This is a genomic window from Lysinibacillus sphaericus (assembly GCF_015844675.1).
GTDB lineage: Bacteria > Bacillota > Bacilli > Bacillales_A > Planococcaceae > Lysinibacillus > Lysinibacillus sphaericus_E.
In genome coordinates this window covers 1-23,860 of sequence record NZ_LDGC01000027.1, presented here as the reverse complement: position 1 = coordinate 23,860, position 23,860 = coordinate 1, and the positions used below count along the sequence as shown (strand labels likewise).

General features: G+C 35.6%; 20 protein-coding genes and 1 pseudogene. 11 read left to right on the top strand and 10 right to left on the bottom strand.

Annotated elements, in window-relative coordinates:
• Positions 1-143: 143 nt before the first annotated feature.
• The 4 genes from ltrA to ABE34_RS09835 all read right to left on the bottom strand — a co-directional run bounded on the left by ltrA (position 144) and on the right by ABE34_RS09835 (position 6,794).
• Positions 144-1,916, bottom strand: a complete 1,773-nt coding sequence (gene ltrA / locus ABE34_RS09850; RefSeq protein WP_197139928.1) for a group II intron reverse transcriptase/maturase — start codon at positions 1,914-1,916, stop codon at positions 144-146.
• A 954-nt stretch (positions 1,917-2,870) separates the two neighbouring features.
• Positions 2,871-3,344, bottom strand: a complete 474-nt coding sequence (locus tag ABE34_RS09845; protein WP_197142116.1) for a hypothetical protein — start codon at positions 3,342-3,344, stop codon at positions 2,871-2,873.
• Entirely contained in the window at positions 3,310-5,451 is a 2,142-nt protein-coding gene (locus tag ABE34_RS09840; RefSeq protein WP_346655547.1) for a site-specific integrase, read from the bottom strand. Before ABE34_RS09840 ends, ABE34_RS09845 begins: the two co-directional genes overlap by 35 nt.
• 2 nt (positions 5,452-5,453) lie before the next feature.
• Complete coding sequence (locus tag ABE34_RS09835) at positions 5,454-6,794, bottom strand: tyrosine-type recombinase/integrase (RefSeq protein ID WP_197142114.1); 1,341 nt, start codon at positions 6,792-6,794, stop codon at positions 5,454-5,456.
• Between the two features lie 444 nt (positions 6,795-7,238).
• Here ABE34_RS09835 and ABE34_RS09830 point away from each other — a divergent pair.
• A pseudogene (locus tag ABE34_RS09830) lies at positions 7,239-7,574 on the top strand (transposase); the annotation flags it as partial.
• A 74-nt stretch (positions 7,575-7,648) separates the two neighbouring features.
• Here the strand turns inward: ABE34_RS09830 and ABE34_RS09825 are convergent.
• On the bottom strand, positions 7,649-8,806 hold the full coding sequence (locus ABE34_RS09825; protein ID WP_197142112.1) for a Ger(x)C family spore germination protein: 1,158 nt from the start codon (positions 8,804-8,806) through the stop codon (positions 7,649-7,651).
• Between the two features lie 176 nt (positions 8,807-8,982).
• On the bottom strand, positions 8,983-10,002 hold the full coding sequence (locus tag ABE34_RS09820) for an alpha/beta hydrolase (RefSeq protein ID WP_241747003.1): 1,020 nt from the start codon (positions 10,000-10,002) through the stop codon (positions 8,983-8,985).
• Positions 10,003-10,529: 527 nt separating this feature from the next.
• Here ABE34_RS09820 and ABE34_RS09815 point away from each other — a divergent pair.
• Positions 10,530-11,171, top strand: a complete 642-nt coding sequence (locus tag ABE34_RS09815) for a peptidylprolyl isomerase (protein WP_197142111.1) — start codon at positions 10,530-10,532, stop codon at positions 11,169-11,171.
• Between the two features lie 66 nt (positions 11,172-11,237).
• Here the strand turns inward: ABE34_RS09815 and ABE34_RS09810 are convergent, their stop codons facing one another.
• From ABE34_RS09810 to ABE34_RS09800, 3 genes are all read right to left on the bottom strand, one after another.
• The gene (locus ABE34_RS09810) at positions 11,238-12,020 is read right to left on the bottom strand and encodes an enoyl-ACP reductase FabI (protein ID WP_197142109.1); all 783 of its coding nucleotides are present in this window, start codon (positions 12,018-12,020) and stop codon (positions 11,238-11,240) included.
• A gap of 179 nt (positions 12,021-12,199) precedes the next feature.
• Positions 12,200-12,454 (bottom strand): hypothetical protein, encoded by a 255-nt coding sequence (locus ABE34_RS09805; RefSeq protein WP_197142107.1) that lies wholly within the window; start codon positions 12,452-12,454, stop codon positions 12,200-12,202.
• A gap of 150 nt (positions 12,455-12,604) precedes the next feature.
• On the bottom strand, positions 12,605-12,853 hold the full coding sequence (locus tag ABE34_RS09800; RefSeq protein ID WP_004232564.1) for a ferredoxin: 249 nt from the start codon (positions 12,851-12,853) through the stop codon (positions 12,605-12,607).
• A gap of 109 nt (positions 12,854-12,962) precedes the next feature.
• Here ABE34_RS09800 and ABE34_RS09795 point away from each other — a divergent pair, with 109 nt between their 5' ends.
• The 7 genes from ABE34_RS09795 to ABE34_RS09765 all read left to right on the top strand — a co-directional run bounded on the left by ABE34_RS09795 (position 12,963) and on the right by ABE34_RS09765 (position 21,149).
• Positions 12,963-13,991, top strand: a complete 1,029-nt coding sequence (locus tag ABE34_RS09795) for a helix-turn-helix domain-containing protein (protein ID WP_197142105.1) — start codon at positions 12,963-12,965, stop codon at positions 13,989-13,991.
• Complete coding sequence (locus ABE34_RS09790; protein ID WP_197142103.1) at positions 13,992-15,434, top strand: RecQ family ATP-dependent DNA helicase; 1,443 nt, start codon at positions 13,992-13,994, stop codon at positions 15,432-15,434. It begins immediately after the preceding gene.
• Between the two features lie 361 nt (positions 15,435-15,795).
• A complete protein-coding gene (locus tag ABE34_RS09785) occupies positions 15,796-16,503 on the top strand; it encodes a LysM peptidoglycan-binding domain-containing protein (protein ID WP_197142101.1) in 708 nt (235 codons plus the stop codon).
• A 160-nt stretch (positions 16,504-16,663) separates the two neighbouring features.
• On the top strand, positions 16,664-17,419 hold the full coding sequence (locus tag ABE34_RS09780; RefSeq protein WP_197142100.1) for a metallophosphoesterase: 756 nt from the start codon (positions 16,664-16,666) through the stop codon (positions 17,417-17,419).
• A 449-nt stretch (positions 17,420-17,868) separates the two neighbouring features.
• Positions 17,869-18,834 (top strand): YpdA family putative bacillithiol disulfide reductase, encoded by a 966-nt coding sequence (locus ABE34_RS09775; protein WP_197142099.1) that lies wholly within the window; start codon positions 17,869-17,871, stop codon positions 18,832-18,834.
• 208 nt (positions 18,835-19,042) lie between these two features.
• On the top strand, positions 19,043-19,603 hold the full coding sequence (locus ABE34_RS09770) for a glycerol-3-phosphate acyltransferase (RefSeq protein ID WP_197142118.1): 561 nt from the start codon (positions 19,043-19,045) through the stop codon (positions 19,601-19,603).
• 4 nt (positions 19,604-19,607) lie between these two features.
• The gene (locus ABE34_RS09765) at positions 19,608-21,149 is read left to right on the top strand and encodes an aminotransferase class V-fold PLP-dependent enzyme (protein WP_197142098.1); all 1,542 of its coding nucleotides are present in this window, start codon (positions 19,608-19,610) and stop codon (positions 21,147-21,149) included.
• A gap of 28 nt (positions 21,150-21,177) precedes the next feature.
• Here ABE34_RS09765 and ABE34_RS09760 read toward each other — a convergent pair whose 3' ends face one another.
• The gene (locus ABE34_RS09760; RefSeq protein WP_197142097.1) at positions 21,178-22,146 is read right to left on the bottom strand and encodes an asparaginase; all 969 of its coding nucleotides are present in this window, start codon (positions 22,144-22,146) and stop codon (positions 21,178-21,180) included.
• Between the two features lie 340 nt (positions 22,147-22,486).
• Here ABE34_RS09760 and prsW point away from each other — a divergent pair, with 340 nt between their 5' ends.
• On the top strand, positions 22,487-23,161 hold the full coding sequence (prsW, locus tag ABE34_RS09755) for a glutamic-type intramembrane protease PrsW (RefSeq protein WP_197142096.1): 675 nt from the start codon (positions 22,487-22,489) through the stop codon (positions 23,159-23,161).
• 169 nt (positions 23,162-23,330) lie between these two features.
• Entirely contained in the window at positions 23,331-23,807 is a 477-nt protein-coding gene (tnpA, locus tag ABE34_RS09750) for an IS200/IS605 family transposase (protein ID WP_197141399.1), read from the top strand.
• Positions 23,808-23,860 lie beyond the last annotated feature (53 nt).

Genomic DNA, 23,860 nt, shown 5'->3' with positions numbered 1-23,860 from the left:
ATACAGATAGGTAAGCCTTTGAAGTTATCGCTGGCTTTTCCCCCTGTTCACACCGTACGTGCGACTTTCACCGCATACGGCGTTCCAACTAATCCAATTTATTCTTTCTATGTTTTAAGCAGCCGAGTGAAGATTTTCCAAAGTTAGATTATTTCATTGTTACATTTCAGTCGTAAGTTATTTACTTTTTCTAATTGCTTATTTGTAAGCTTTACAGCTTTTAGGAACTTTTCAATTTTTACTTTGTCTTTCAAATGTATAAGTTGATGTATAGCCTTATTCAAAACTATTAAATTTGAGTAGCTATCATCTTTTGAAATGTGAAAAGGATTAATATGATGACAATGCCAGTCGATAATACCTAATTCTTCACCTAAAATTGCACATTTGCCATACTGGGCAATAAACTTACTTATTCTGTTGTCGTTATATTCAATAGATCTGTTTGGAATGTAGTTTCTCATGACGTAAGAAAGCGTATTTTTATTGATAGCCTTTAGGCTATTGTGAATTTTTGCTCTGCCTTCGGCAGTATAGTTACATATCACTTGGGAGAAACCAAGTGTTTTTCTCCATCGTTGCGCATGGATGGGGACAAAGACCATATTTTGTATTTTAAATAGTTTGGACTTATATCCTTTGTATCGCTTCTGTAATGTCTTTGACATCTCATGAAAACTTGCCTCTGTTCGAATATTCTTTAGTTGATTGTATAACGTCTTGCGTAGATATAGATTTAACTCATTCAAGTTAATTGTAATTTGAGTTGCAGCTGAGTAATAGTTTTGGATACCCATTACAACGGTATTAAAATTCCAAACGGTCTGAATGCAGGGTTTTCTCTTGATTACTTTTATCGCTTCTTTAATCTTTTGAAAGGCATTTGCTTTAGCCTTTTTTGACATATCAGACTTTGCTACGAAACCAAATCTGGTCTTACCTTTTCTTATGGCTTTTATTGTAAATCCTAGAAACTCTGAAGAGTTTTTCTTTAAGTTCACGACCTTTGATTTTTCTTCACTCGTCTCCAAGTGTAATCTCTTTTTCAAGAATTCTTTTAATGCATAATTTATTTTAATTGCCTGTGACCTTGTTCGGCACATCACCTTAAAATCATCCGCATAACGGACAATAAAACACTCTTTCAAACTCGATTTCTTTAATTGCTGATACTTACTACCATTAGTCGAATACGTATAATTGCTTTCAAATGTTTCCCATTGGTCACTAACCCACCAATCCAATTCATTTAACACAATGTTAGATAATAAAGGTGAAAGAATACCACCTTGCGGTGTTCCTTTTGTAGGAATACCTTCTCCTACAATCTCTGCTTTTAATAACCTAGATATAATAGAAAGAAGGGATTTATCCCTAATGCCTATTGACCACATTTGTTTTAAAAGTTTGCTATGATTTACATTATCGAAGAAACCTTTAATATCTACGTCAACACAATAATGTAGTCCAGATTGGTTAATGAGAAATTCAAGTCTAGCTTTGGCATGATGAGTGTTGCGATTTGGTCTAAAACCATAACTATGTTTATGGAATTTAGCTTCACAGATTGGCTCTAAAATTTGCAGTACACATTGTTGAAAAATTCTATCCCATATCGTCGGTATCCCTAAAGGTCTAGTTTTATCTACTCCTTTTGGAATGAAAACCCGTCTAACTGGTTGTGGTTCATACCATTTGAACATACCTTGAACTTTAGCTATTACATCTACAACTGGTAAATGCAGAATATCATTAATTGTTAATTTATCGATTCCCGCAGTTTTGCTACCTGTATTTCTTTTGATGTTTCGGTAGGCAAGACGTATATTATCCTTAGAACTCATTAATTCTGTTAAGTTATAGAAATGATGACCACAAACACTTTGAGCGTAGAGTGTATCAAAACAATCTTGCATACTATAATACTCATTGTGTCTCAGTTTCTTCCGTTTCAATAAGTCGGTGACTCCTTTTGGAGTTAAACCTCTATTAGTCTCACAAGAACCTTATTAATCGATAAAGAACTGCCTTACTTGGTTGAATAAATCTTTATTAGTCTAGTGGCTATCCCTCCATGTGGATTAGACACTTCATTGGTACTGTGCCACCACTTTCACTGATATAAAGGCAAGTTATACAGTAACTAGTATCATTATTGCTTTCCTTGTCAACGTTTCTTAGGGGAGTAAGCCCTCCACGTTATCAGCTTAAAACGTTGAATTATATCTATTATAGAATGAACTTAGGTGCTTCCTCTAAGCCTGTTAGATACATACGCCTGTAACGTATCATGGATTTTCATATTAGTTAGTCTTACTCACCCACATCTAACCTCACAATTTGGTGATATACACATTTCTATGTATCGCAGTTCTAGACCCGTACATTCAGAAGTTCGTCAGCTTAACCATTTCTTTTCGGTTTATTTGCATTCTCACCATATTCATTCAACTCAAGCATCATGAATTACACCACTCCCTCGAGTAGGCTTTCGTCAGCGGACCTGGTACGGTAATTTCTCACGCCTTTTCACCGAGCTTATAACACAATCATTCTTACTAAATCCAGTGCTATTCGACTAAGAGAGAACCCTTCCGAGCGTTACCTCATCATTTGATTCTTCGATATAACCCTTCAGTTCCGAAAGGAACTGTCTAGCCTTTACCTGAGTAATGTGACCATTCTCAATTTAAACTAGAAACATTTCGCACAACTAACCTGCCCCGTTAGTTTAAGTACATTTCATCACAATCTTTATAGTTACAAAATATACCGAATGAAGTAATTCTAAACAATTGAACGAACAAATTGTTTAGTATGAAAAAGAATGGGCAGTCCACTACTTATTACGAATGCCCATATTTTTTAAATTATTTGAACTGTTCAAAATGATTTGCGACCCATCGTTGATGATTTTCAGCTAAATATTGTTCAACCGCTATTAAGCGATTCACTAATTCCTCTTTTGAAAGCTGCATATATTTCTTCTTAGCGTTATTTACATCACGTTCAGAAGAAATCCTTCTTAATGCTGTTTCGTCAAATTTAGCAGGCATTACTAACTTTTTATGCGTGTTCTTTACTTTATAGGTTCTGCTATGCTGTTGATAATATGCATGTAGTTCCTCATTACGTTTAATCGTATTCATATGGATGCCTTTACCGTTGTCGTCAAAAGATTTGGAATGCTGGCTAATGTTGTGATAGGTTACTGGAATACCTTGTGTGACAAGAAAATCAATGGTTTGTTTACCGATAGAAACAGAACGCTTCTTACGTTGCTGATGTACTTTATCAAGCCACTGATGTTTATCTGAATGGATTCCTTTTGGTGATTGGTTCATAGCTACGTTCCTCTCTATATTGCTTAATTAAATCAATCTCTTTCAATTCATTCTTCGCTTGTTTCGCCATCTCTTTCGCTTTTCGAACTTCGACCTCTAATCCCAATTGTTTAAATCGTCTTTCCATATCTTTTGATAATTGAATGACTTCTAATAATTCATCCTCTTGGTCTGGTTCGGGTATTTTTGCTTTGCAGCCTAAACACTGCATTTTAGTAGGGCAAACATAATCTGTAACACAAGTACCACCTAATACTTTATTGAATACACCAACTTTTTCTGCATGGGCATCAAATTCTTTTTGTAACTCTTGTGGACTTCTTAAATACACATCATCAATGTCTACATAACTTGAAATAACATCATGTAATTCACTAACTGATTCTGCGATTTGTGTAGGTGTAGGAGCTGAATAATACTCTGTTACGTTCAAATCCTTCTGATGCAGCATTTTTGCGACAATATCAATCGGCATTTTTTGACGTTGAACAGCTTCTGTCGCAAATGCATGACGTAATAGGTGTGTTTTTACAGTCACAGCTTTTCCGTTCTGCATCTCGAATAATAATCCATGAAGTAAAAATCGAATGGAACTGTATAAAGCACATCTGCATAATGCTTTACCTGCATATTGAAAATAATAAGGCAGAGGTATAGGGAATAAGTGCTTTCTTTCATCTCTGTATAGGACACTTGGAATTTTATCGCCGCCATAATGTGCTTTTAACATCCTTGATACCGTTTGAATATGTTCCATCGTTTGTTTACTTAAATAAAACTCTTCTAATGAATCTCTTCCTTTAGGAATAGCTTTATAGGAATAATGTAGCTTGTTGTTAATTTTCTTTACCTGAATACATTCTTTTGTATAACTAATTTGAAGTAATTCGTTCTTTCTTGCACCTGTTGTTGTTAAAATGTCGATGGCTAATAGACCAAATGTACAAGCCGCATAAAATGGTTCTACATCTATTAATAAGCCCTCTGCTTTGTCCTTGTGTAAAGTGATAAATGTTGAAGGTGTTATTATCCCTTTATGATGTAAAAAAAACGGAGAGGGTTTTTGCTCGTTTTCAGACTCGTATCCCCATAAAGACAAGAATTTTAATATCTTCTCAGGTTCTTCAATTGATCTGTTTTTTGACCACAGCCCTAAAACATTCTGTTCAATTAATTCATTAAACCAAAGACCTTCTGGTATTGAATCACTCTCTATTGATTCAGCACGAATAAACTCAAGGAAATAGGCATTATTTTCATCAGAATAAGTCGATTTTTTTTTTGCCGCTTGCTTTATAATAATATCTGAAAAATCCTTTTGATGGTTCAGTACAAAGGAAGGTTTGTCCCATAAACGAAAATGAAATACTTCCCCAATCCGTTTTGGTTCCGCATAAGAAAATTCAATCGGTAATGATATTGAATCGGTTTCTATCACCCTTATTTGTTGATGAAATGCATCTCTCAATCTCTTCATTTGATTCCATCGTAGATTTGCTTCTGCACGTATTGCTGAAAGATGTGGCACAATAGCGTCTGTTTCATCCTTACGAGTGTTTTGAGCTTGTTCCATTGCTAATTTAGTAAAGGAAAAATCTCTTGAATCAAATTCGATTGATGGTAATAAAAATTGGTTATAATCTGTTTGTTTATCAAGTAATAATGTAGTATTCACCCATTTTTTAGTATTGTAAAGACATGTATTATAGTACACTAACAATCTCCTCCTTTGATTATTAGTATGATCTGGATAAATCTCACCTTTTAAATACATATACATATGTGTATTTACATTAAAATTTGACCATGAAGTAATCTTAAATTCATTAAAAATATCGCTAAATCTATTATTTAAAGTAGCAATCTGAACACGTATTGTTCCAATATCTTTTTTTCTATCAGTTTCTATAAGTGTAATTAGCAATAATTGAGGGAACCAAATTTTATCTATACAAGTAAAATTTAAATGTTTTAAGTTTCGTTCATTTGCTTTATCAAGTAAATATTCCCCTCGGCTGTTTTGTATACATAAAAGCTTAGAATCTACTTTTTTGAACCATTCATTATACCAAGCTGTTACAGGTCTTAACTGCATTGTATCAGTCAATTTTACTCCAACCCTTCTAACAATTCTTTTAAATCTTCATCAAAATTTTCAATAGTCGGTGATTCAATGACTCTCAACTTTTGTTTTGATTTTATCGAAGATTTTTGTTGTTTAATATAATCCTGTTCATGTTGTTGCATTTGCTCCAACATATTTTCATGAGCTTCTCGATGTTTCGTTTCATCAAAATGATGCTCATACACATTCATCGTATCTGGATTTTTCCAATTCATATATTTAATCAGCTCATTTTTTCGTTGATGAATTTCTGTTTCATTTTTTGCAACGTTATAAATCTCTCGTAATCGAGAAGTAACAAACCAGTGCCTTGCTTTATGTGGATTTAAACTTAGTTCATTACTCTTCATTGCCCGATTCCAGTGGTAGTACCAAGCGTGATAAGTAAGAGGTGTTCCATTTGCTGATAAAAAGATAGGGGCATCATCAGGTAATTGTTCAAAATTTAAATGATTTTCGTCAAAGAATTTTCTTTCAGTATCTATGTAGTGAAACAATCTTTTCACAGTATCTTTGCTAACACGTATAAACTTTATTTTTCTACCATGACTCCCTTTATTGAAGGTGATAAATTCTTGATGACTTTTACGTTTGCGGTAATCCCCAATTGTTAACTCAATAATTTCTGATGCTCTTGCACCCGTTTCAAATAACATACGAGCTATCACCATTTCACGAAGTGACCAACTTGCTTTTTTACCAGCTTGATATATTTGATATGGTAAATCTATATCATCAATAATTTGTGGTTGCCATTCTTCATTGATAATTTTAAAATAGGAATCTGTTAATCTTCGATGAGGAATAGCTTCTTCTGTACCTGCAATTGAAGGCATTCTTGGCTTATCTTCTCGTACACCATTTATCTCCTCTTTGTAGCTGTGCAAGATAGCTTGACCATCTATTAATGGATTACTAAACGGATACTGTTTTAAACGAATCATAGATTTATAAAAAGATTTTAATGCTGATAAAAATCGACTAATTGTGTTGGGACTCTTGTTAGTTAAATTTACAAAGCGAAACGTGTCTTTATCACGAATCTTACACTTCATTTCATGCATCAAATAATCTTCAACCACAACACGTATTTTTTCTTCTGAATCATTCCATTGCACTTTGTTTCCTTGATAGTTGCTTTCTTTCTCTAAGCATCTAAAAAATGGAAGTAGACAATTCAAATATGATATTGCAGAACTTTTGTCTATTCTCCCTAAACAGTCATGGTAGTAATCTGTTAAAGGTAGAAAGGGTTGATTTTCTTTAAATACAAGTAGCTCATACTTACTTTCGATATGTTTAGGACAATATTCAAACCAATACAATTATTAACCCCCTCTCGAAAAGAACGAATGTTCCTATTTTAATGTTTTTCTTCATCATTGTAAAATGTGTAGTCTTTTAACAAATCTAAATGATAAAGATAGCCAAAATAAAAAAACACACCACCAAAATTTACATTTAGTAATGTGCATTTTCATTAAATGTGTAACATTATAAGTGAAACACTTTTGAATAAGACTTAATGTACAATATCTTGTACTTAATCTTACAGAGTACCTAAGCTTTTTTAGGTTTTAAATAAAAGAAATGTTATGAATATAGCATTGGTTTTATGTATTCAAAAAGATGCCTTTGTAGGCGTTCGGTACTCCGAATGTAGGAAACAAAGAATCTTTTTTTTAGTTGTTTAATTCTTATTGAACTAACGGTTCAGGATAGTTAAAGAACATTTAGGGTACGTTACTTTTAAAAAGGAGTAACCTAACACTATAAAATCAGCAATTGAATCATTACAATCAGGCGAGCAGCCTTTAATACATAGTGATCGAGGTTTTCAATATACATCGAAGGAATTTAAGCGAATCCTTGACACAGCCAATATGAAGCTAAGTATGTTGCGTGTTGGTCGATGTATTGATAACGGACCAATTGAATCATTTTGGGGCACACTGAAGTGTGAGAAGTATTATTTACATAAGTACGATTCATATGGAGAGTTAAAAAAAGCGATTAATGACTATATTCATTTTTATAATCACTATCGCTATCAGAAACGATTAAATGGCTTGAGTTCTTTAGAATTCAGGGCTCAAGCCACTTAATACAATTTTTATTATTTCCACTGTCTACTTGACGGGGTGCAGTTCAATTTTTTGTGAGCCTGGTCATTTTGTGTTTATTTATTAATTGTTTCTGAAAATGTTTTTCTTCCTGATTTTATTTTATCTATTTCAACATTTATTATTCTGATTGATTCTTCAGTTAAGGGTATTTTCCCATTGTTCTCTAATGTTTTCCATACTTTGACGTTGTTTCGATAAAGGTGCTCAGACAAACGATAAATATCAACGTCTAACTTCAACCCTGCTTCATAGGTTGCCTTTATTTCCTCTTTAACTTTCTTAATAACTCCCTTACGTATTTCATTTTCTGTTGCCTTTTTTTTGAAACCATTAAGGATAACTTCGACTTTAATGTCAACATCAAACTGCACTTGATTGCCTTTAATAACTGGTTTAACATCAAAATGTTTTTCTTCCATATCTACTGTTAAACTTTTATTATTGTCTAATTTGAAGGTTAAGTCTCCTCTATTCTTTTTGTTCTGCATCCAGTTGATACCTCTTGCATTATCACCTATAATTACCCCTTTAAATCCATCTTTTGAAAGTACCCCAATCCCTTTAATTGTAGTTTCTTTTGAAGGGTGCTCTTTTGTTGTATCCCAATTTTTAACAATTGAAACAAGAGGTAAGCTAACTTCATGACTAGGTTCATTTAAACCTATAACTAGATTTCTTAAATTTACGGGTTCTGTAAATACTTCTAATTTTCGTGCATTTAATGGATGGCTTAATTTTGAGTCGATTAGTGATTTATTTAAAATAGGTGTTGTCAAAAGAATTTCTTTTAGTGAGTCTTGGGTAAAGTGAACATTCATTTGGTATCTTGTTTCCCTAAATCGCAAAAAAGTATCGAAAACTGAAATAACTTCCTCGTGTTTTAAAGCCTCTTCTGTAAATATCAGAAAGTTCATATGTCCCCAAAATACTTCTTGATCAATGGAACGATATAATTCATAAATAGCTTCCTCCAAAGTTTCTCCTGTAGCATATCCAATCTCTGCAGGCGCTTCCGGAACATAGGGTGTTTCAGATTTTGCTATGTCTTTAAAGTTAATTAATTGTAGATAAATTTCGTATTGATTATCTTTAAAATCCACCCCAACGCCATTAACATAGTACATTCTTTGGGGTTCTATCTCATCCCAACATCCGGATAGAATAGGGAGTGTTACAATTAATATAAAAAAGCCCTTAATTATTCTACTCATTGCTCTCCACCTTAAATATCATTACATATTTTTTTAGTTTGGCAAAAATGAAGATAATTATAAATAAAAGGGTCTTCTTTATTTATTGGATAAGTGATTTTCTTTATAGAAAAAAACGATTGACTGTATAGTATGGAAATCGGTTTTTTTGATTCAAATTATAAAAACGTATTGGGCTATTTCTCAGTATGTTTTTTCAAGAAGGCAAGTGTTTTCCCTAGTGTTTGTTCAGCGTGTGTAGTAGTAAAATCAAATTGATACTCATGACCTAGGTCAGTATTTGTTCCGTCAAATAAAACACTTTCTACTTTTACACCATTTTTTTGGAGAATATCAATAAGCTCTGTAGATTGTGGAGCTAGTGGATCAGCATCTCCAACTGTCAAAAAGGTTGGAGGGTAATTAGGTGTTATATGGTTAACTGTAGACATCTCATTTAATCTAGAGAAGGACTTGAAATCTTTTTTTCCTGTATATGCCCAAAATACTGATTGTATACCTTTTTTTATTATTGGAGATGACTGAGTACCTATTTTCTCCATGTTATAAACACCACAGAATAAAAGAGCACCTTTTAACTGTTTTTTATCAACAGAAGGTTGAATATTCATTGATTTTGCTAGAGCTTCATTAGTTATTATCGCAATTATTTGACTGGCAATTTGAGCCCCTGCGGAATCACCGCCAATAAATAATTGATTCATATCGCCGCCGTATTTTGAGACATTGTCCTGCAAATATTTAAGAGCCTGGTTAGTTTGTATAATTGGTCCAGGATATTTTTGTCCCGGTGCAATAGCATAGTTTATATTTGCTACAACATATCCTTCATTTGCTAATGCCATTCCATATTCTTGCGTTTGTTCTTTACTACCCGATACAAATGCACCACCATGTATCCACATGATAATAGGAAGTTCTTTTTTTATATTTTTCGGATAATAAATATCTAAAAGACTATTCTCAATTCCATGTTTATCGTAAATAATATCTTTTTCAACATGGACTTGTCTTTTTATTTTTTCAATGTTCTTAGGGGATGCAAAAGAATCAGCTTCGAAAAGCTGCTTGATTATAAAGGTATTAACTACAGGTGTAAACTGTCCAATCATAAATATAAGCAGAACAGGAATGACAATAATGAAGATAGGAATCATCCACCGTTTTTTCTGATAAAACTTTTTATTTGTTTTCAAATTGATTACCCTTACCTCTTTAATTTGTTTTATGAAATTCGCTTAAAAAGAAGAGGGTAGATAAAGACAAGAGTGATTATTCTAACCTCTCCTTCTTTTATACCCCCCCGACTGAATATTTATTCAATCAGATGTATACAGTAAACAAACTATATAGACGTTATAGAACCTCATATAAAATATTATATCAGAATTCGATCCTCATCAAATAAAGGGGAAAAATATATAATTGAGATAGTAATGTATAAAAAAGAAGACAATGGTATCAATCTAAAGGTTTAGAAGTTATACCCAAGATTTTTGGAGGTTTTCAATAGATAAGTTGGAGGTAAAAGAATAAGAAAGCCCTATACGAAGCATAAGGCTTTTATGATTTTAACTTTAAAATCTGTTAAGTGGGGGTAGTTCAATTGTGCGGTGTTATTGAGCTTATTTCCTTCATTTACATGTTCTTCATAAAAAATGATTTGTCGGAAACTATCTGATAGTATAATGAGTAGACTGGATATTAAGAGGAGTTGAAAGATATGTTTACACGTAATAAAGGATTTTCTTTTGTCTTTACTTTGCTGGCGGTAGTTTTAGTTTTGACAGGTTGTGGAGCTGGTAAAGAAAAATCGGAAGACAATGTAGATTATTCATCAAAGGTGAAGGAAAATCCAATTGTGACAATTACGATGAACAATGATGAAAAAATCGTCATCGAATTAGAGCCTTCTACAGCGCCGAATACGGTAGCAAATTTTATTTCCTTAGCTAAAAAAGGTTTTTATAATGGTCTTATTTTCCATCGGGTTGTCCCTGATTTTATGATTCAAGGTGGAGATCCTTCAGGTAATGGTACAGGAGGACCGGATTATTCGATAGAAGGTGAGTTTACATCAAATGATTTTAAAAATGATTTAAAGCATGAACGTGGTGTTATTTCAATGGCTCGTTCAAATGATCCGAATTCTGCGGGATCTCAATTTTTCATTATGGTCAAGGATACTCCGCAACTAGATGGCCAATATGCTGCTTTTGGGAAAGTAATCGAGGGGATGGAAACAGTAGATGCTATCGCTGCTGTTGAACGAGAAGGTGAAAAACCAATAAAAGACCAACAAATGAAAAAGGTCGAAGTAGATACAAAGGGCTTTGATTACCCAGCTCCAAAGGTACTAAAATAAAGATTTATAAATCCGAAACAAAAAAGCATGAGAGATCGTTATGTGATCTTCCATGCTTCTTTGTATTTAACCCATAATATTGTAGCCTGCGTCAATGTAAATCGTTTCGCCTGTTACACCGCGAGATAAGTGAGAAAGCATCACGATTGTCATATCTGCTACTTCATCTTGTTGCACATTACGTTTTAAAGGAGCTGTTTCTTCGATTTTGTGTAAAATAGTATTGAAAGAAGGAACCCCTTTTGCAGCAAGTGTGCGAATCGCTCCAGCTGAAATTGCATTAACGCGAATATTATCTTTACCAATATCTGCAGCAAGATAGCGCATAGATGCCTCTAATGCAGCTTTTGCTACACCCATAACATTGTAACCATCAAGGACACGCTCCGCTCCTAAGTAACTCATTGTTACGATAGAACCGCCTTCAGTCATATAAGGATGTGCGGCCTTTGCTGCTGAAATAAGAGAATAGGCGCTAGTGTCTTGCGCAAATGCATAGCCATCACGAGTTGTATTTAAGAAGCGATTGTGTAAATCTTCTGCATTAGCAAACGCTACTGAGTGCACGATACCATGAATAACGCCTACTTTTGTACCAATTTCATCGAAAGCTGCTTTTGTGCTTTCGTCGCTGTTAACATCACATTGTACGATCAGTGAATCGGATTGTCCGATTTTCTCTAATTGCATTTGTAATTTTTTTAATGAACGTTCTTGACGATATGTGAAAATAACATTTGCACCTACATCAAATAAACGTTTTGCGATACCCCAAGCAATACTTCGGTCGTTTGCCACGCCCATTACGACAATATTCTTATCTTTTAATTGTAATAAGTTATCCATCATCTAATAGAACCCCTTTATGTTTATGAAATAATATCTGTTATTAGTACCAACTACTAAAATCTTATCATACATAAAAAATGGTTGCAATAATAAGATGAAAAGAGTGACCAACTTTACGGTGAAAAGTACCAAAATAAATAACAACTACTATGTCATGTTAGAGACGAATCTAGTAGCTGTTATTTTTGCTGCAAGATTTTTAAGTCAATAAACATGATATAAGAATCTGTTACTAAGTCATTTGTATGTTGAAAATTGGCTCTCACTAAAATTGCTAAATTACATTTATTGAAATATATGCTAGGTATTAGTTGATCTTCGTTCCGGCTGGGCGACTCCTCGGGGATCAGTGATATAGAGGAACGAAGGCTAAAAGCATCACGTCCTGTGATAACGCCTTCGTGACCAACATCATGTTGGCCCAAGCGGCTCATCGGATGCCCCCAGCCGGAACGGAAATCAATCTACGTTATGTTGATAAGCCATAAAATTAACATGTAATCTAATTTTGGTATTTGTAACGTACGTGAGGAAATAAAAATAAAGGCACCCAGTTTAGGATGCCTTTAAAGATACAATTAAAACTATTCGAATTTTAATGAGTCGCCATCGAAAGTCTCATCTGCTACTTTGATTGAGTCAGTTGGGCAGCCTTCGAAAGCATCTTGCATGTCTTCTAGTAGATCTTCTGGAACTTCAGCTGTTCCCATGTTATCATCTAAAATAACGAAGGCGATACCTTCATCATCATAATCATAAATGTCTGGTGCTGCGGCTCCGCAAGCGCCACAAGCGATACATGTATCTTTATCAACAATTGTGTATTTAGCCATATTTTTTTTCTCTCCTTTTACATGTTCCTATCAAAGCTTCATACTCATTTTAAAGATGTTTATCTTACATTTCAACATAAATACTATTAAATTGGAGGAATTTGCGTCTATGTTTCATCAAATTTTATTGCAAATCTTTCAAAAACTAAATAACGAACGAACTATTTCTGCTGCTTATCATGTATTAAGAGGAAAGCGCTCAGGTCAGACTATTCAAGACATTGGCCTATTTAAGCTACATAATTATTTTGGGTTATTACCTAAGTTACCTCGGAAGACATTTGATGAGGCTGTATCATTATTTTTGCAGTATAGTTGGTTAACAATACAAGAATCTGGTCACTATTCCATGAAAAAGCTAGGTTTACAGCGAGCGGAGCAGACGCCTGACTTTTTATTTGACGGATGGCACTATAGGGGAAATGAGCATATATTTTTTGCAAGGTTCTCGTTAACTGTACAAAGTTTATCTTATCAAAGTGCTGGGGTTCGTTCGTTTTCTCCTATTAGTAGGGATACGAATATTCAATCCTGGGTACGATCTTTTTTAGTCGAGCATCACTATCAAGATGGACATTTACAGCAACAATTATTACAGGAATGTGAACAGGTACTGTCTGTGTTACCCTTGTCAGATGCTAATAAGCAACTCGTCCCCTATCGTTTAAGTGGTCATAGATTACCAGGATGGACGTGGCAGCAGCTTGCTAGTCAACGACAGGAAACAGTTTTAGATTGTCAACTAGCTTTTATAGAATTGCTACATACGTTATTAAATGAAGTTTATCAGACAAATGATTGTCCCTTGCTCGGGAAAATAACTGAGGGATTAAGAGTAAAAGCATTATTAACTGATTCAGCGCAGCAGACAGCACTTTTATATGAGCAGGGCTATTCAATTGAACAGATTGTGCGAATAAGGAAATTAAAACAAAGTACAATTGAGGATCATTTGGTAGAATTAGCTATGAATGAACCGAACTTTTCAATTGGTCCGTTCGTCTCTTATGAAGAAGCGGAAAAAGTTTGGCAGGCATCGAAACATTATCAAACTAAAAAATTAAAAACATTGCATGAAGTAGTTGAAGGTATGAGTTATTTTCAGTTAAGGCTTGTCCTTGCGAAAGGAGAAGTTTAAATGGAACTTGAACAAACATTAGCAAAGTATTTTGGCTATACAACATTTCGTCCAGGCCAAAAAGAGGTCATTGAAGCAATTTTAGAAAAAAAAGATGTTATTGCTTTATTACCAACAGGAATGGGGAAATCACTTTGTTATCAGTTGCCAGGATATATTTTGCAGAAGCCGGTTTTAATTATTTCTCCTTTGCTTTCTCTTATGCAGGATCAAGTAGAAGAGCTAAAACGCTTTGGTGAAAAGAGGGTAGTAGCCTTAAATTCATTTTTAACCGTAAGTGAAAAACGATATGCGTTACATTTCTTAGAGCAGTTTCGTTTTATCTTTACTTCGCCAGAGATGCTTTTACAGCAACAGGTTCAAGATAAGCTTTCACAAATGCAGCTAGGTCTTATCGTAGTGGACGAGGCACACTGTATTTCACAGTGGGGCTTTGATTTTAGACCAGATTATTTACGAATAGGACAATGGTTTTCACAAGTGAATCGGCCACCGGTTTTAGCTTTATCAGCGACAGCAACGGATAAAGTAGTCAATGATATACGAGATACATTGTCGCTGGATACGCCATTTGAGTTTTTGTACAATGTGGATAGGCCTAATATTCACCTTGGGCGTGTTGTATTTGAGGATAGGACAGATAAAGCACATTGGATAATGCAGCATGTTAAAGAGACTGCAGGACCGGGTATATTATATATGTCCTCGCGGAAGCGTGCTGAACAATATAGTGAGGCGCTTATACAGGCAGGTATAAGAGCGGCAGCGTATCATGCAGGTTATGTTGCCGAGGACCGTCAGTTTATTCAGCAACAGTTTATTGACGGAGAGCTCGACTGGATTGTGGCTACGAATGCTTTTGGAATGGGTATCAATAAGTCTGATATTCGTCAGGTCATCCATGAAACGATGCCTGCTAATGTAGAAAATTACATGCAGGAAATTGGCCGTGCAGGGCGTGATGGTCAACCAGCGCTCGCAATATTACTCTATAGTGATGGCGACGAGGAACTTGCGAAATTTGTTGTAACAGGCGATTTGCCAACAGCTGGTCATGTTGATCGTTATCAGGAACTACTAAATCAACAAGTGCACCCTTCTCAAATGTTGAAAAATGGAGAACTAAGTGAGACCGCTTTTCGTGTGCTTGATTACTGGCTGCAACAAGAAACGATGGAGCAAGTTAAAGCGCGTTTAAATCATTTGGCACTAGAAAAATATCGTGCTGTCGATAAAATGCATAAAATGACTCAGACAAAAGACTGTATACGCACAAAGTTAGTCGGGTATTTTGGGCAAAAATTGCTGAAAAAACCGGAAAACTGTTGTGAAAATTGTGGAATCCATTATGATGAAATCAATAAGGTGCGCTTGACGGAAGAGAAGAAAATAGAAATGATTCCATGGGAAAGTCGGTTAAAACAACTCTTAATGGGTTTATAGAGGCTTATAACCAAAAATTGTGGATGACATTGATAAACGTATTTCGACTGGGCGACTCCTTGGGAATCTGCGATAGAGGAACGAAGGCTAAGACTATCACATCCTTGATATCGCCTTCGTGATCAACATCGTGCTGTCGCTTCGCTTTCGCACAAAAAACATCTGTTGGCCCGAGACCAAGGGCAAGCCTTGCGGGAGAAGCGGCTCAGCGGATGCCTTCGAAAGTGTTCAGTCGGAACGGATAGACTCCAAGCTTTGGTGATATGCCCTTTTTAGACTATAATTTACGGTCATTTACTTTTTTCGCAAAATTCGTCATAATAGAATGATAGAAAGCGTAGTGAGGTTGGAGGAAAGACGAATGAGTAAAGAAGATTATCGCGATAAAATCGAAGAACATCGTCAATCTTTTGAAGAAGAACAAAAAGAACAGGAAGCTTTATCTAGAGTTGCAAGAATGAATAAAAATGGAAGTAATAATAAAAAGCCAAAAAATACAAAACGAAAAACGCCATTAATGACGATTCTTTTTGTAATTTTTATCTTAATTCCATTATCAATATTAGTTTATTTCTTAAAATTCTATGAACCTGGATCAACGATTGAAGAGGCTGAAAAAAATTCTTCGGAAGAAATTGTAGAAATTGACACGTCGGGGGATAAAGCTGTACCTGTGTCAACTGACAAAAACAAAGATGGCGATAAAGCAGACAAAGAGGATAAAGTAAAGGAAACGTCTAAGAAAGACGCAGAGAAATTAGCAGCTGAACAGAAGGCAGCAGAGGAAGTGAAAAAAGCCGAAGCAGCCAAGAATGCCGAAGAAGCTAGAAAAGCCGAAGCAGATAGAAAAGCTGAGCAAGCACGTAAGGCTGAGGAAGCACGAAAAGCAGAAGAAGCAAAACAATCTGCAAAAGCAAGTACACATACTGTAAAAGCAAATGAAAACTTATATCGTATTGCATTGAATCACTACGGTGATGGCAGTGAAGCAACACTAGCGAAAATCCGTGCAGCCAACGGTATGTCTTCTAATAATATATCAGTTGGGCAAGTGATTAAGTTACCATAAGAAAACAGATGTCATTCTTTGGCAATAATGTTTTTCGAGTATAAAATAATGGACAAACGTTAACACCAAATAGGGTTAAGGCGTACGTCTTATTTAGTGAAAAGGCGATTCTTTATTTTAAATGAATCGTCTTTTTGTTTTCGTAAGGAGAAGTGAAAGAATGATTTATTTTGGACTATTTATATTAGTAGTCATCTCGTTCGTGCTATATATGTTGAAGGTTGCACATGAAAATAATGTTTTACATCATCAATTGCAATTAAAGGGTGAACAGGAAAAGATCCGACTATTTTTTATTTCGGATACCCATTTACGCAAAATTAACTGCCAGATGATTGAGCAGTTAGATGGTCCATTTGATGCTGTTATTATTGGTGGAGATTTTGCTGATGGACGTACACCCATTCAACGTATTCATGACAATCTAAATTTATTAACGCCTTTAGGACCAACTTATTTTATATGGGGTAATAACGACAGAGAAGTAGGCGAAGAGCGATTTCGAAGTATTTTACAAGACCATGGTGTTCAGATTATTGCCAATGATGCTGTATTACTCCCTAAAAAAAACCGCTTTTGGCTTAATGCAATTGAAGACACATCTATAATGAAAAGTAGGTTTGATGAAGCGTTTGCAAAGGTCGATGAGAAAGACTTAGTTGTTTTCATCGCACATAACCCTGGTGTTTTTGCAGAAGTCCGTGCAAAATTTAGAGCAGATTTAATGATGGGAGGGCATTTACATGGTGGTCAAATTAGAATTGGCCCATATGGTGTGCATCCTAAAGGCTCATATCGGGAGCGTGAAGGTGTGATGACGTTAGTAAGCAACGGTTATGGTACTACATTATTACCTTTCCGGCTTGGTGCGAGGCCACAGTGTCATATTATTGACATTGAAGTTTCGGGTAAATAAACAACCAAAACTCGTTAGAAGGCGTATAATGGAAGCGATAAGGATTTATTCGGTAAAAGCCCGATTAATCAATTATGCATTGGCATAATTGCGTCCGGAATCGGCTGTGTTCATGCACAAAGAACGCCTTTCCGATTTCCGTGACATCCGCCGGAGGCTTTGGGCCAACGTGATGTTGGTCACTCAGTCGTTGCCACAGGACGTGGCGTTATTAGACTGAGTTCCTATATTTCAGCGGATGTTTGGACACCCGCTGAAAAGTAAACTTAAACCCGAATTTATTTCACAATCTATAGAGGCGGGAGACTTCTGTAGCAGATGCTTTGCTTTCGCTACAAAAGACATTTGTAGCTGACGCTTCGTTTACGCTACCGAAGACACTTGCTGAAAGAAGTTAAAAGTAAAGTATTAGTATTTTGCTAATACAAAGTTGATAGGAGTGTCAAGAAATGCAGCAAGTAGATGCAATTATTGTTGGAGGAGGCCCATGTGGTTTAGCAGCAGCAATAGCCTTGCAAAATATTGGTTTAAAGCCAATTGTTATTGAAAAAGGAAATATCGTAAATGCGATTTACAATTACCCTACACATCAAACTTTTTTTAGTACGAGTGAACGACTAGCTATCGGCGATGTCCCTTTTATTATTGAAGGTCGTAAACCAAAGCGAAACCAAGCACTAGTTTATTACCGAGAAGTTGTGCGTTTGAAGGATATTCAAGTAAATCGCTTCGAAAAAGTAGATAGCGTTGTAAAAAATGGAGAGATGTTTACAGTAACGACAGATAAAGAGGTTTATACAACACCTTATGTTGTGATTGCATCAGGCTACTATGACCATCCAAATTATTTAAACATTCCAGGTGAGAAATTACAGAAAGTCTACCATTACTTTAAAGAGGGACATGAATTTTTTGATACGGATGTTCTTGTAATCGGTGGGAAAAATTCGGCAGTAGATGCAGCGCTTGAATTGAATAAGGCCGGAGCTCGCGTTACTGTTGTCTACCGTGGTAGTGAGTATTCACCTAGCATCAAGCCATGGGTTTTACCAGAATTTGAAGGACTAGTACGAAATGATGAAGTCCAAATGCATTTCAATACAAATATACTGGAAATCCGTGAGCATGAGGTCGTTGTAGAAATGGATGGCAACGAAAAAACATTCAAAAATGATTTTGTTTTTGCGATGACAGGCTATCATCCTGATCATTCATTTATTCGAGCAATGGGTGTCTCTATTGATGATGAAACGGGTCGTCCTTTCTTTAATCCAGAAACTATGGAAACAAATGTAGAAGGATTATTCATTGCAGGAGTTATTGCAGCTGGAAATAATGCCAATGAAATTTTTATTGAAAATGGTCGTTTCCATGGCGATTGTATTGCGAAGACAATTGTAGAAAAAGAAAAATAGCAATAGGAGCTGTATAGGCAATTAAGCTGCTTATACAGCTTTTTTTTCGGAAAGAAGGCCAGAGTGACGGAAAGAAGGCATATAGAGAGCGAGGTGACTCATCCGACGCTCCTTATGAAAGGCCCACCCGAACGGAAATCAACCACACGTTATGATGATGATAAGTAATTTCTCTAATCAAATTGAAGTTGATAAAAGGTGTGAAGGAATGCTTGGATTATATTGGTTGTTGAGTTATTTTGTAGGGAACTTTATGACTGCCTATTTTGTTGGAAAAGTATATGGTGTTAATTTACAGGAAGAAAGAAGTAAAAACCTAGGGGCTAGAAATGCCGGTAGTGTGATTGGAAAAAGTGCATTTATTTGGACCTTTTTAGGGGATTCTTTAAAAGGTGCGCTCATTGTTGGTGCAGGACGTTTATTGCATTTCGAAGAATGGGCAATAGTTATGGGTGCTAGTTTAGGTATGCTTGGTCATATGTTTCCATTTTGGCTTAAGTTTAATGGAGGAAAAGGAGTAGCGACTTTTATAGGGGTAGGTCTGGCATTATCACCAAGCTTATTTGTAATGATGGTCATAGGGACAGCGATTACATTGAGTGTCATTAGAAGTTTAACACTTAGTATGCTAGGTGGCTTTCTTTTTTTTGTTGGAGCGATTATTTATACAGATCAATTACTGTTATATATTCCGCTACTAATAGCAATAATTTTTATGCTTAGTAAGCATATGTCAAATATTAAAGAAGCTTTAGAGAGAAGGAAGTGATGAGATGTATTGGTGTAAAATTGCACATACGGAAGCGGAGTTTGAGGAAATTGCACGATTAAATTATGAAACCTTTGTAGAAGAAATTCCACAGCATAAGCCTAATACCGAAAGAAAAAAAGTTGACCGCTTTCATCATGAAAATACGTATATTGTTGTTTATAAAGGAATAGAACTTATAGGCATGCTTGCATTTAGAGATCAAAGGCCGTTTTCAATTGATGAAAAAGTAGGAAGCGTTGAGAAGTATTTATCAAAGGAAATCAGTACGAAACTATGTGAAATTCGATTACTTGCGGTCAAGAAGGCATATCGAACAGGAAGAGTACTACTGAAATTGACACAGGCATTAACTACTTTTGCATACGAAAAAGGTTATTCGGCAGCGGTTATCTCTGGTACTACTCGTGAGGAGAAACTTTATAAGCAAATGGGGTTTACTCAATTTGCACCTGCTACAGGGACAGAGGATGCTTTATTTTTACCAATGGTATTAACGAGACAACAGTTTGAAAAGTTTTTGCAGCAAAGACTTGCGAAGGATTGCCATACTTTTTATCCAGGTCCAGTGAAACAAAGCGAACAATTTATGTGTTCTGAGCTTTCTCATCGCTCTTTAGGCTTTCAATCATTATTTGAGCAAATGAGAAATAAGTTGCTTCAACTATCAGGGGCAGCGCATGTAGCGACAATTGTAGGAACTGGGACATTGGCAAATGAAGTTATGCTAGGGCAATTGAAGGCTCAACAATTAGGGCGTGGACTTATTTTAACGAATGGTGAGTTTGGAGAACGTCTTCGAAAGCAAGCAGAGAGATGGTCATTAGATTTTGATGTGATCGAGCAAGATTGGGGAATTTCGTTTGATATAAATGGCTTGGACTCTTATTTGCAAAAAAGACCGTATCAATGGCTCCTAGTAGTTCATGGAGAAACGTCGACTGGGACATGTAATGATTTAGATGGGATTTTACAGCTTACAAAACGTTATAATATAAAGCTTTGCCTGGACTGCATTAGTTCTTTCGGAGCTATGCCATTTTCTTTAAAGGATTGTTATATAGCGACAGCGGTAAGTGGAAAAGCAATTGGTGCACTTAGTGGCTTGGCTTTTGTTTTTTCGCAAAACATAGTGAAATCTTCTATGACATTACCTGCTTATCTTGATTTAGCTAATTACCAACAAAGTTCGATTCCGTTTACATTACCAGCAGTACTTGTTGCAAATGTTGTTGCAGCATTACAAGCGTATCCAGAAAGATATGGACAGCTACAGCAACGTTTTAAAACATTGCAGCAGCTACCATTCATGCACTATCAAGTTGCAACTAGACAGTACCCTATGCTCATCAATTTACAACTTCCTAAGAAATTGGCAAATCTACAGAGAGATTTAAATTTAAATGGTTTTTATGTTCACGCGGATAGCCAATACTTACGTCGAAGAAATTTCGTACAGCTGTCAGTTATTCAGCCGGATTTTGATATAGCAATCGATCATTTACATAAGATTTTAGGTTATTATAAGCAAATTATTGATGCATAAGCCAACGTGAATATCGAATACATTAGCCTTACATGAAAAAATCTTTTAAATCAATAGGTGCCCCAACTTTATTGAGCCCAATTAATAATTTTAATCGAGCCTTTTGACCATTAATGCCGGTTGCAAATATAGCTCCTAGGTCTTCGAGCATTTTGCCACCACCATCATAGCCGTAGACACCTTCTGCGATACCATTAAAACAACGGGATACGAGTATAACTGGAATACCGCGCTCTATAAGACTTTCAATACCTTTTACTACTGATGGAGGGACGTTGCCTTGTCCAAGGCCTTCTAATACAACACCATCATATTTACATGCGAGTACTACATCAAGTAAATCAACCTCCATGCCAGCGTACACTTTCAGCATGGCTACTCGTTTTGATAATCCATCAATATCTACATATTGACGGCGGATAGGGGCATGGTGAAATAATATTCTTGATTTTGTAATAAGTCCGATCGGGCCATACTGAGGTGACTGGAACGTATTTACTGAACTGGTGCTTGTTTTTGTGGTATTAACAGCAAGGTGGACTTCATCATTCATGGCAACAAGAACACCTTTCTCGCGAGCTTCTTCATCTACAGCTACACGAACGGCTTCTACTAAATTATAAACGCCGTCTGCACCAAGTTCGTTTGAGGAGCGCATGGCACCTGTTAAAACAATAGGAATTGATAAATCAGTCGTTAACTCTAAAAAGTATGCTGTTTCTTCTAATGTATCAGTACCATGGGTGATGACAACGCCATCAATTTTCGCCTCTGCAACTTTTTCGATAATAAGATTACGTAATTTAAGCATTTCTTTTTGAGTAATATGTGGTGATGGGAGGTTAAATGCCTCCATTTCAATAATTGTGGCAAGCGCATCAAGTTTACTACTTTCCTTCATAAGAGGATTTTCCTTGTTAGGCATAACGGCACCTTCATCGCTCATCGCCATAGATATTGTTCCACCTGTATGAATTAATAAAATTGTTTTTTTCATAAAAAATAATATCTCCTTTTAAAAAGTTTTGTGTCATAACATGGTATAATAATAGCAGTTTATCTTCATGTAACAGATGTTTTTTGTCGGAAAATGTCACAAAAGTTTTCCGCCTATGACATACGATATACGTTTTGTCCAATAACCGACAGAAGAGATAAACATAGGCTATGAATTTTTACATCCTGCAAAAATGCTAAAGTTAACCAACATTGTGAGGCGGACGCTTTAATTTCGTATAAAAAACATTGTTGGTCTAAAGTCAGAAGGATGTCACGAATTTTAAAATCTTAACATCATTATGTCAAGGTGAAATTGATTTTTGAAAGGGGCCGGCATCATGATCATCTTATTATCAGCTGCCATTGCTCCCGGTTTAGCGCTTTTTAGTTACTTTTATTTGCGCAATCAGATGGCAACGGAGCCAAGAAGAACCTTACTTCAAACGTTTTTGTATGGCGCATTTTTAACCTTCCCAATCTTGTTCTTACAATATGTACTAACAGAAGAAGGGGTCTTTCGATATCTTTATCTACAAGATGTAGTTTTTTCGAGTGTAGTTGAAGAGTTTTTTAAATGGTTTATTCTGTTAATCGCAATCTACAATCATGTAGAATTCGATGATCCTTATGATGGCATACTGTATGGTGCAAGCGTATCTCTTGGTTTTGCCACGATTGAAAATGTTCTTTATTTATTTTCTTTCGGTTTGGACACTGCTTTTATGCGTGCGTTATTACCTGTATCGAGTCATGCTTTGTTCGGTGTTGTAATGGGCTATTATTATGGACGTGCCAAGTTTTCAAAGTTTGCAAAGACGAAAGAAATGATTGCTATGGCGTTTTGTGCACCGGTAGTATTACACATTTTATATAATACAATTTTATCATTTAAAGGATATTGGGTATATTTAATGATACCTTTTATGCTATTTTTGTGGTGGTTTGGGCTACGAAAAGTCAAGCTTGCTCACTATCACCTAGTACAACATTTGCATATGCATAAAAAAATATAAAGCGTAGAAATCTATAAAAGATTTCTGCGCTTTTCTTTTTTTGTATCTTTTGAAAACCCCTTGCTATGCGAGGGGTTCTAAAGAGCTTCTAGCTATGGACAAGAAAAAAACCCCAGCCGTACAATGAATTCAGGTCTGGTCAACCGACTTCGTACGAAAGGGGATCCAAATGGATAATAAAAGTTTAGCACACACAACATGGAATTGTAAGTATCACATCGTCTTTGCGCCAAAATATAGAAGGCAGATAATTTATGGGCAAATCAAAGTAGATGTAGGTAGAATTCTTCGCCAGTTATGTGAAAGAAAAGGCGTAGAAATTATTGAAGCAACAGCATGTCCTGATCATATTCATATGTTGGTAAGTATTCCACCAAAATTAAGTGTTTCATCGTTTGTGGGTTATTTGAAAGGGAAAAGTAGTTTAATGATATTTGATCGACATGCGAACCTGAAATACAAATATGGAAACAGGAAGTTTTGGTGTCGTGGATATTATGTAGATACAGTAGGAAGAAACAGAAAAATCATTCAGGAATATATAAAAAATCAATTACAAGAGGATATTCTTGAGGATCAAATGACCATGAAAGAATTCATTGATCCATTTACAGGAGAAGAAATAAAAGCAAAAAAGCGAAGATAATAAAACCACTTTAGTGGTAGCGTGAAAACGGAGTGCGGTTGGCGGACCTTTCA

Excerpts from the sequence above, each read along its gene's own strand:
- ABE34_RS09780 (WP_197142100.1), top strand. The coding sequence starts at position 16,664 with ATGATTTATTTTGGACTATTTATATTAGTAGTCATCTCGTTCGTGCTA.
- ABE34_RS09760 (WP_197142097.1), bottom strand. The coding sequence starts at position 22,146 with ATGAAAAAAACAATTTTATTAATTCATACAGGTGGAACAATATCTATG.
- ABE34_RS09810 (WP_197142109.1), bottom strand. The coding sequence starts at position 12,020 with ATGATGGATAACTTATTACAATTAAAAGATAAGAATATTGTCGTAATG.
- ABE34_RS09775 (WP_197142099.1), top strand. The coding sequence starts at position 17,869 with ATGCAGCAAGTAGATGCAATTATTGTTGGAGGAGGCCCATGTGGTTTA.
- ABE34_RS09845 (WP_197142116.1), bottom strand. The coding sequence starts at position 3,344 with ATGAACCAATCACCAAAAGGAATCCATTCAGATAAACATCAGTGGCTT.
- prsW (WP_197142096.1), top strand. The coding sequence starts at position 22,487 with ATGATCATCTTATTATCAGCTGCCATTGCTCCCGGTTTAGCGCTTTTT.
- ABE34_RS09805 (WP_197142107.1), bottom strand. The coding sequence starts at position 12,454 with ATGAGCCGCTTGGGCCAACATGATGTTGGTCACGAAGGCGTTATCACA.
- ABE34_RS09765 (WP_197142098.1), top strand. The coding sequence starts at position 19,608 with ATGTATTGGTGTAAAATTGCACATACGGAAGCGGAGTTTGAGGAAATT.
- ABE34_RS09825 (WP_197142112.1), bottom strand. The coding sequence starts at position 8,806 with ATGAGTAGAATAATTAAGGGCTTTTTTATATTAATTGTAACACTCCCT.
- ABE34_RS09770 (WP_197142118.1), top strand. The coding sequence starts at position 19,043 with ATGCTTGGATTATATTGGTTGTTGAGTTATTTTGTAGGGAACTTTATG.
- ltrA (WP_197139928.1), bottom strand. The coding sequence starts at position 1,916 with ATGCAAGATTGTTTTGATACACTCTACGCTCAAAGTGTTTGTGGTCAT.
- ABE34_RS09795 (WP_197142105.1), top strand. The coding sequence starts at position 12,963 with ATGTTTCATCAAATTTTATTGCAAATCTTTCAAAAACTAAATAACGAA.
- tnpA (WP_197141399.1), top strand. The coding sequence starts at position 23,331 with ATGGATAATAAAAGTTTAGCACACACAACATGGAATTGTAAGTATCAC.
- ABE34_RS09800 (WP_004232564.1), bottom strand. The coding sequence starts at position 12,853 with ATGGCTAAATACACAATTGTTGATAAAGATACATGTATCGCTTGTGGC.
- ABE34_RS09815 (WP_197142111.1), top strand. The coding sequence starts at position 10,530 with ATGTTTACACGTAATAAAGGATTTTCTTTTGTCTTTACTTTGCTGGCG.
- ABE34_RS09790 (WP_197142103.1), top strand. The coding sequence starts at position 13,992 with ATGGAACTTGAACAAACATTAGCAAAGTATTTTGGCTATACAACATTT.
- ABE34_RS09785 (WP_197142101.1), top strand. The coding sequence starts at position 15,796 with ATGAGTAAAGAAGATTATCGCGATAAAATCGAAGAACATCGTCAATCT.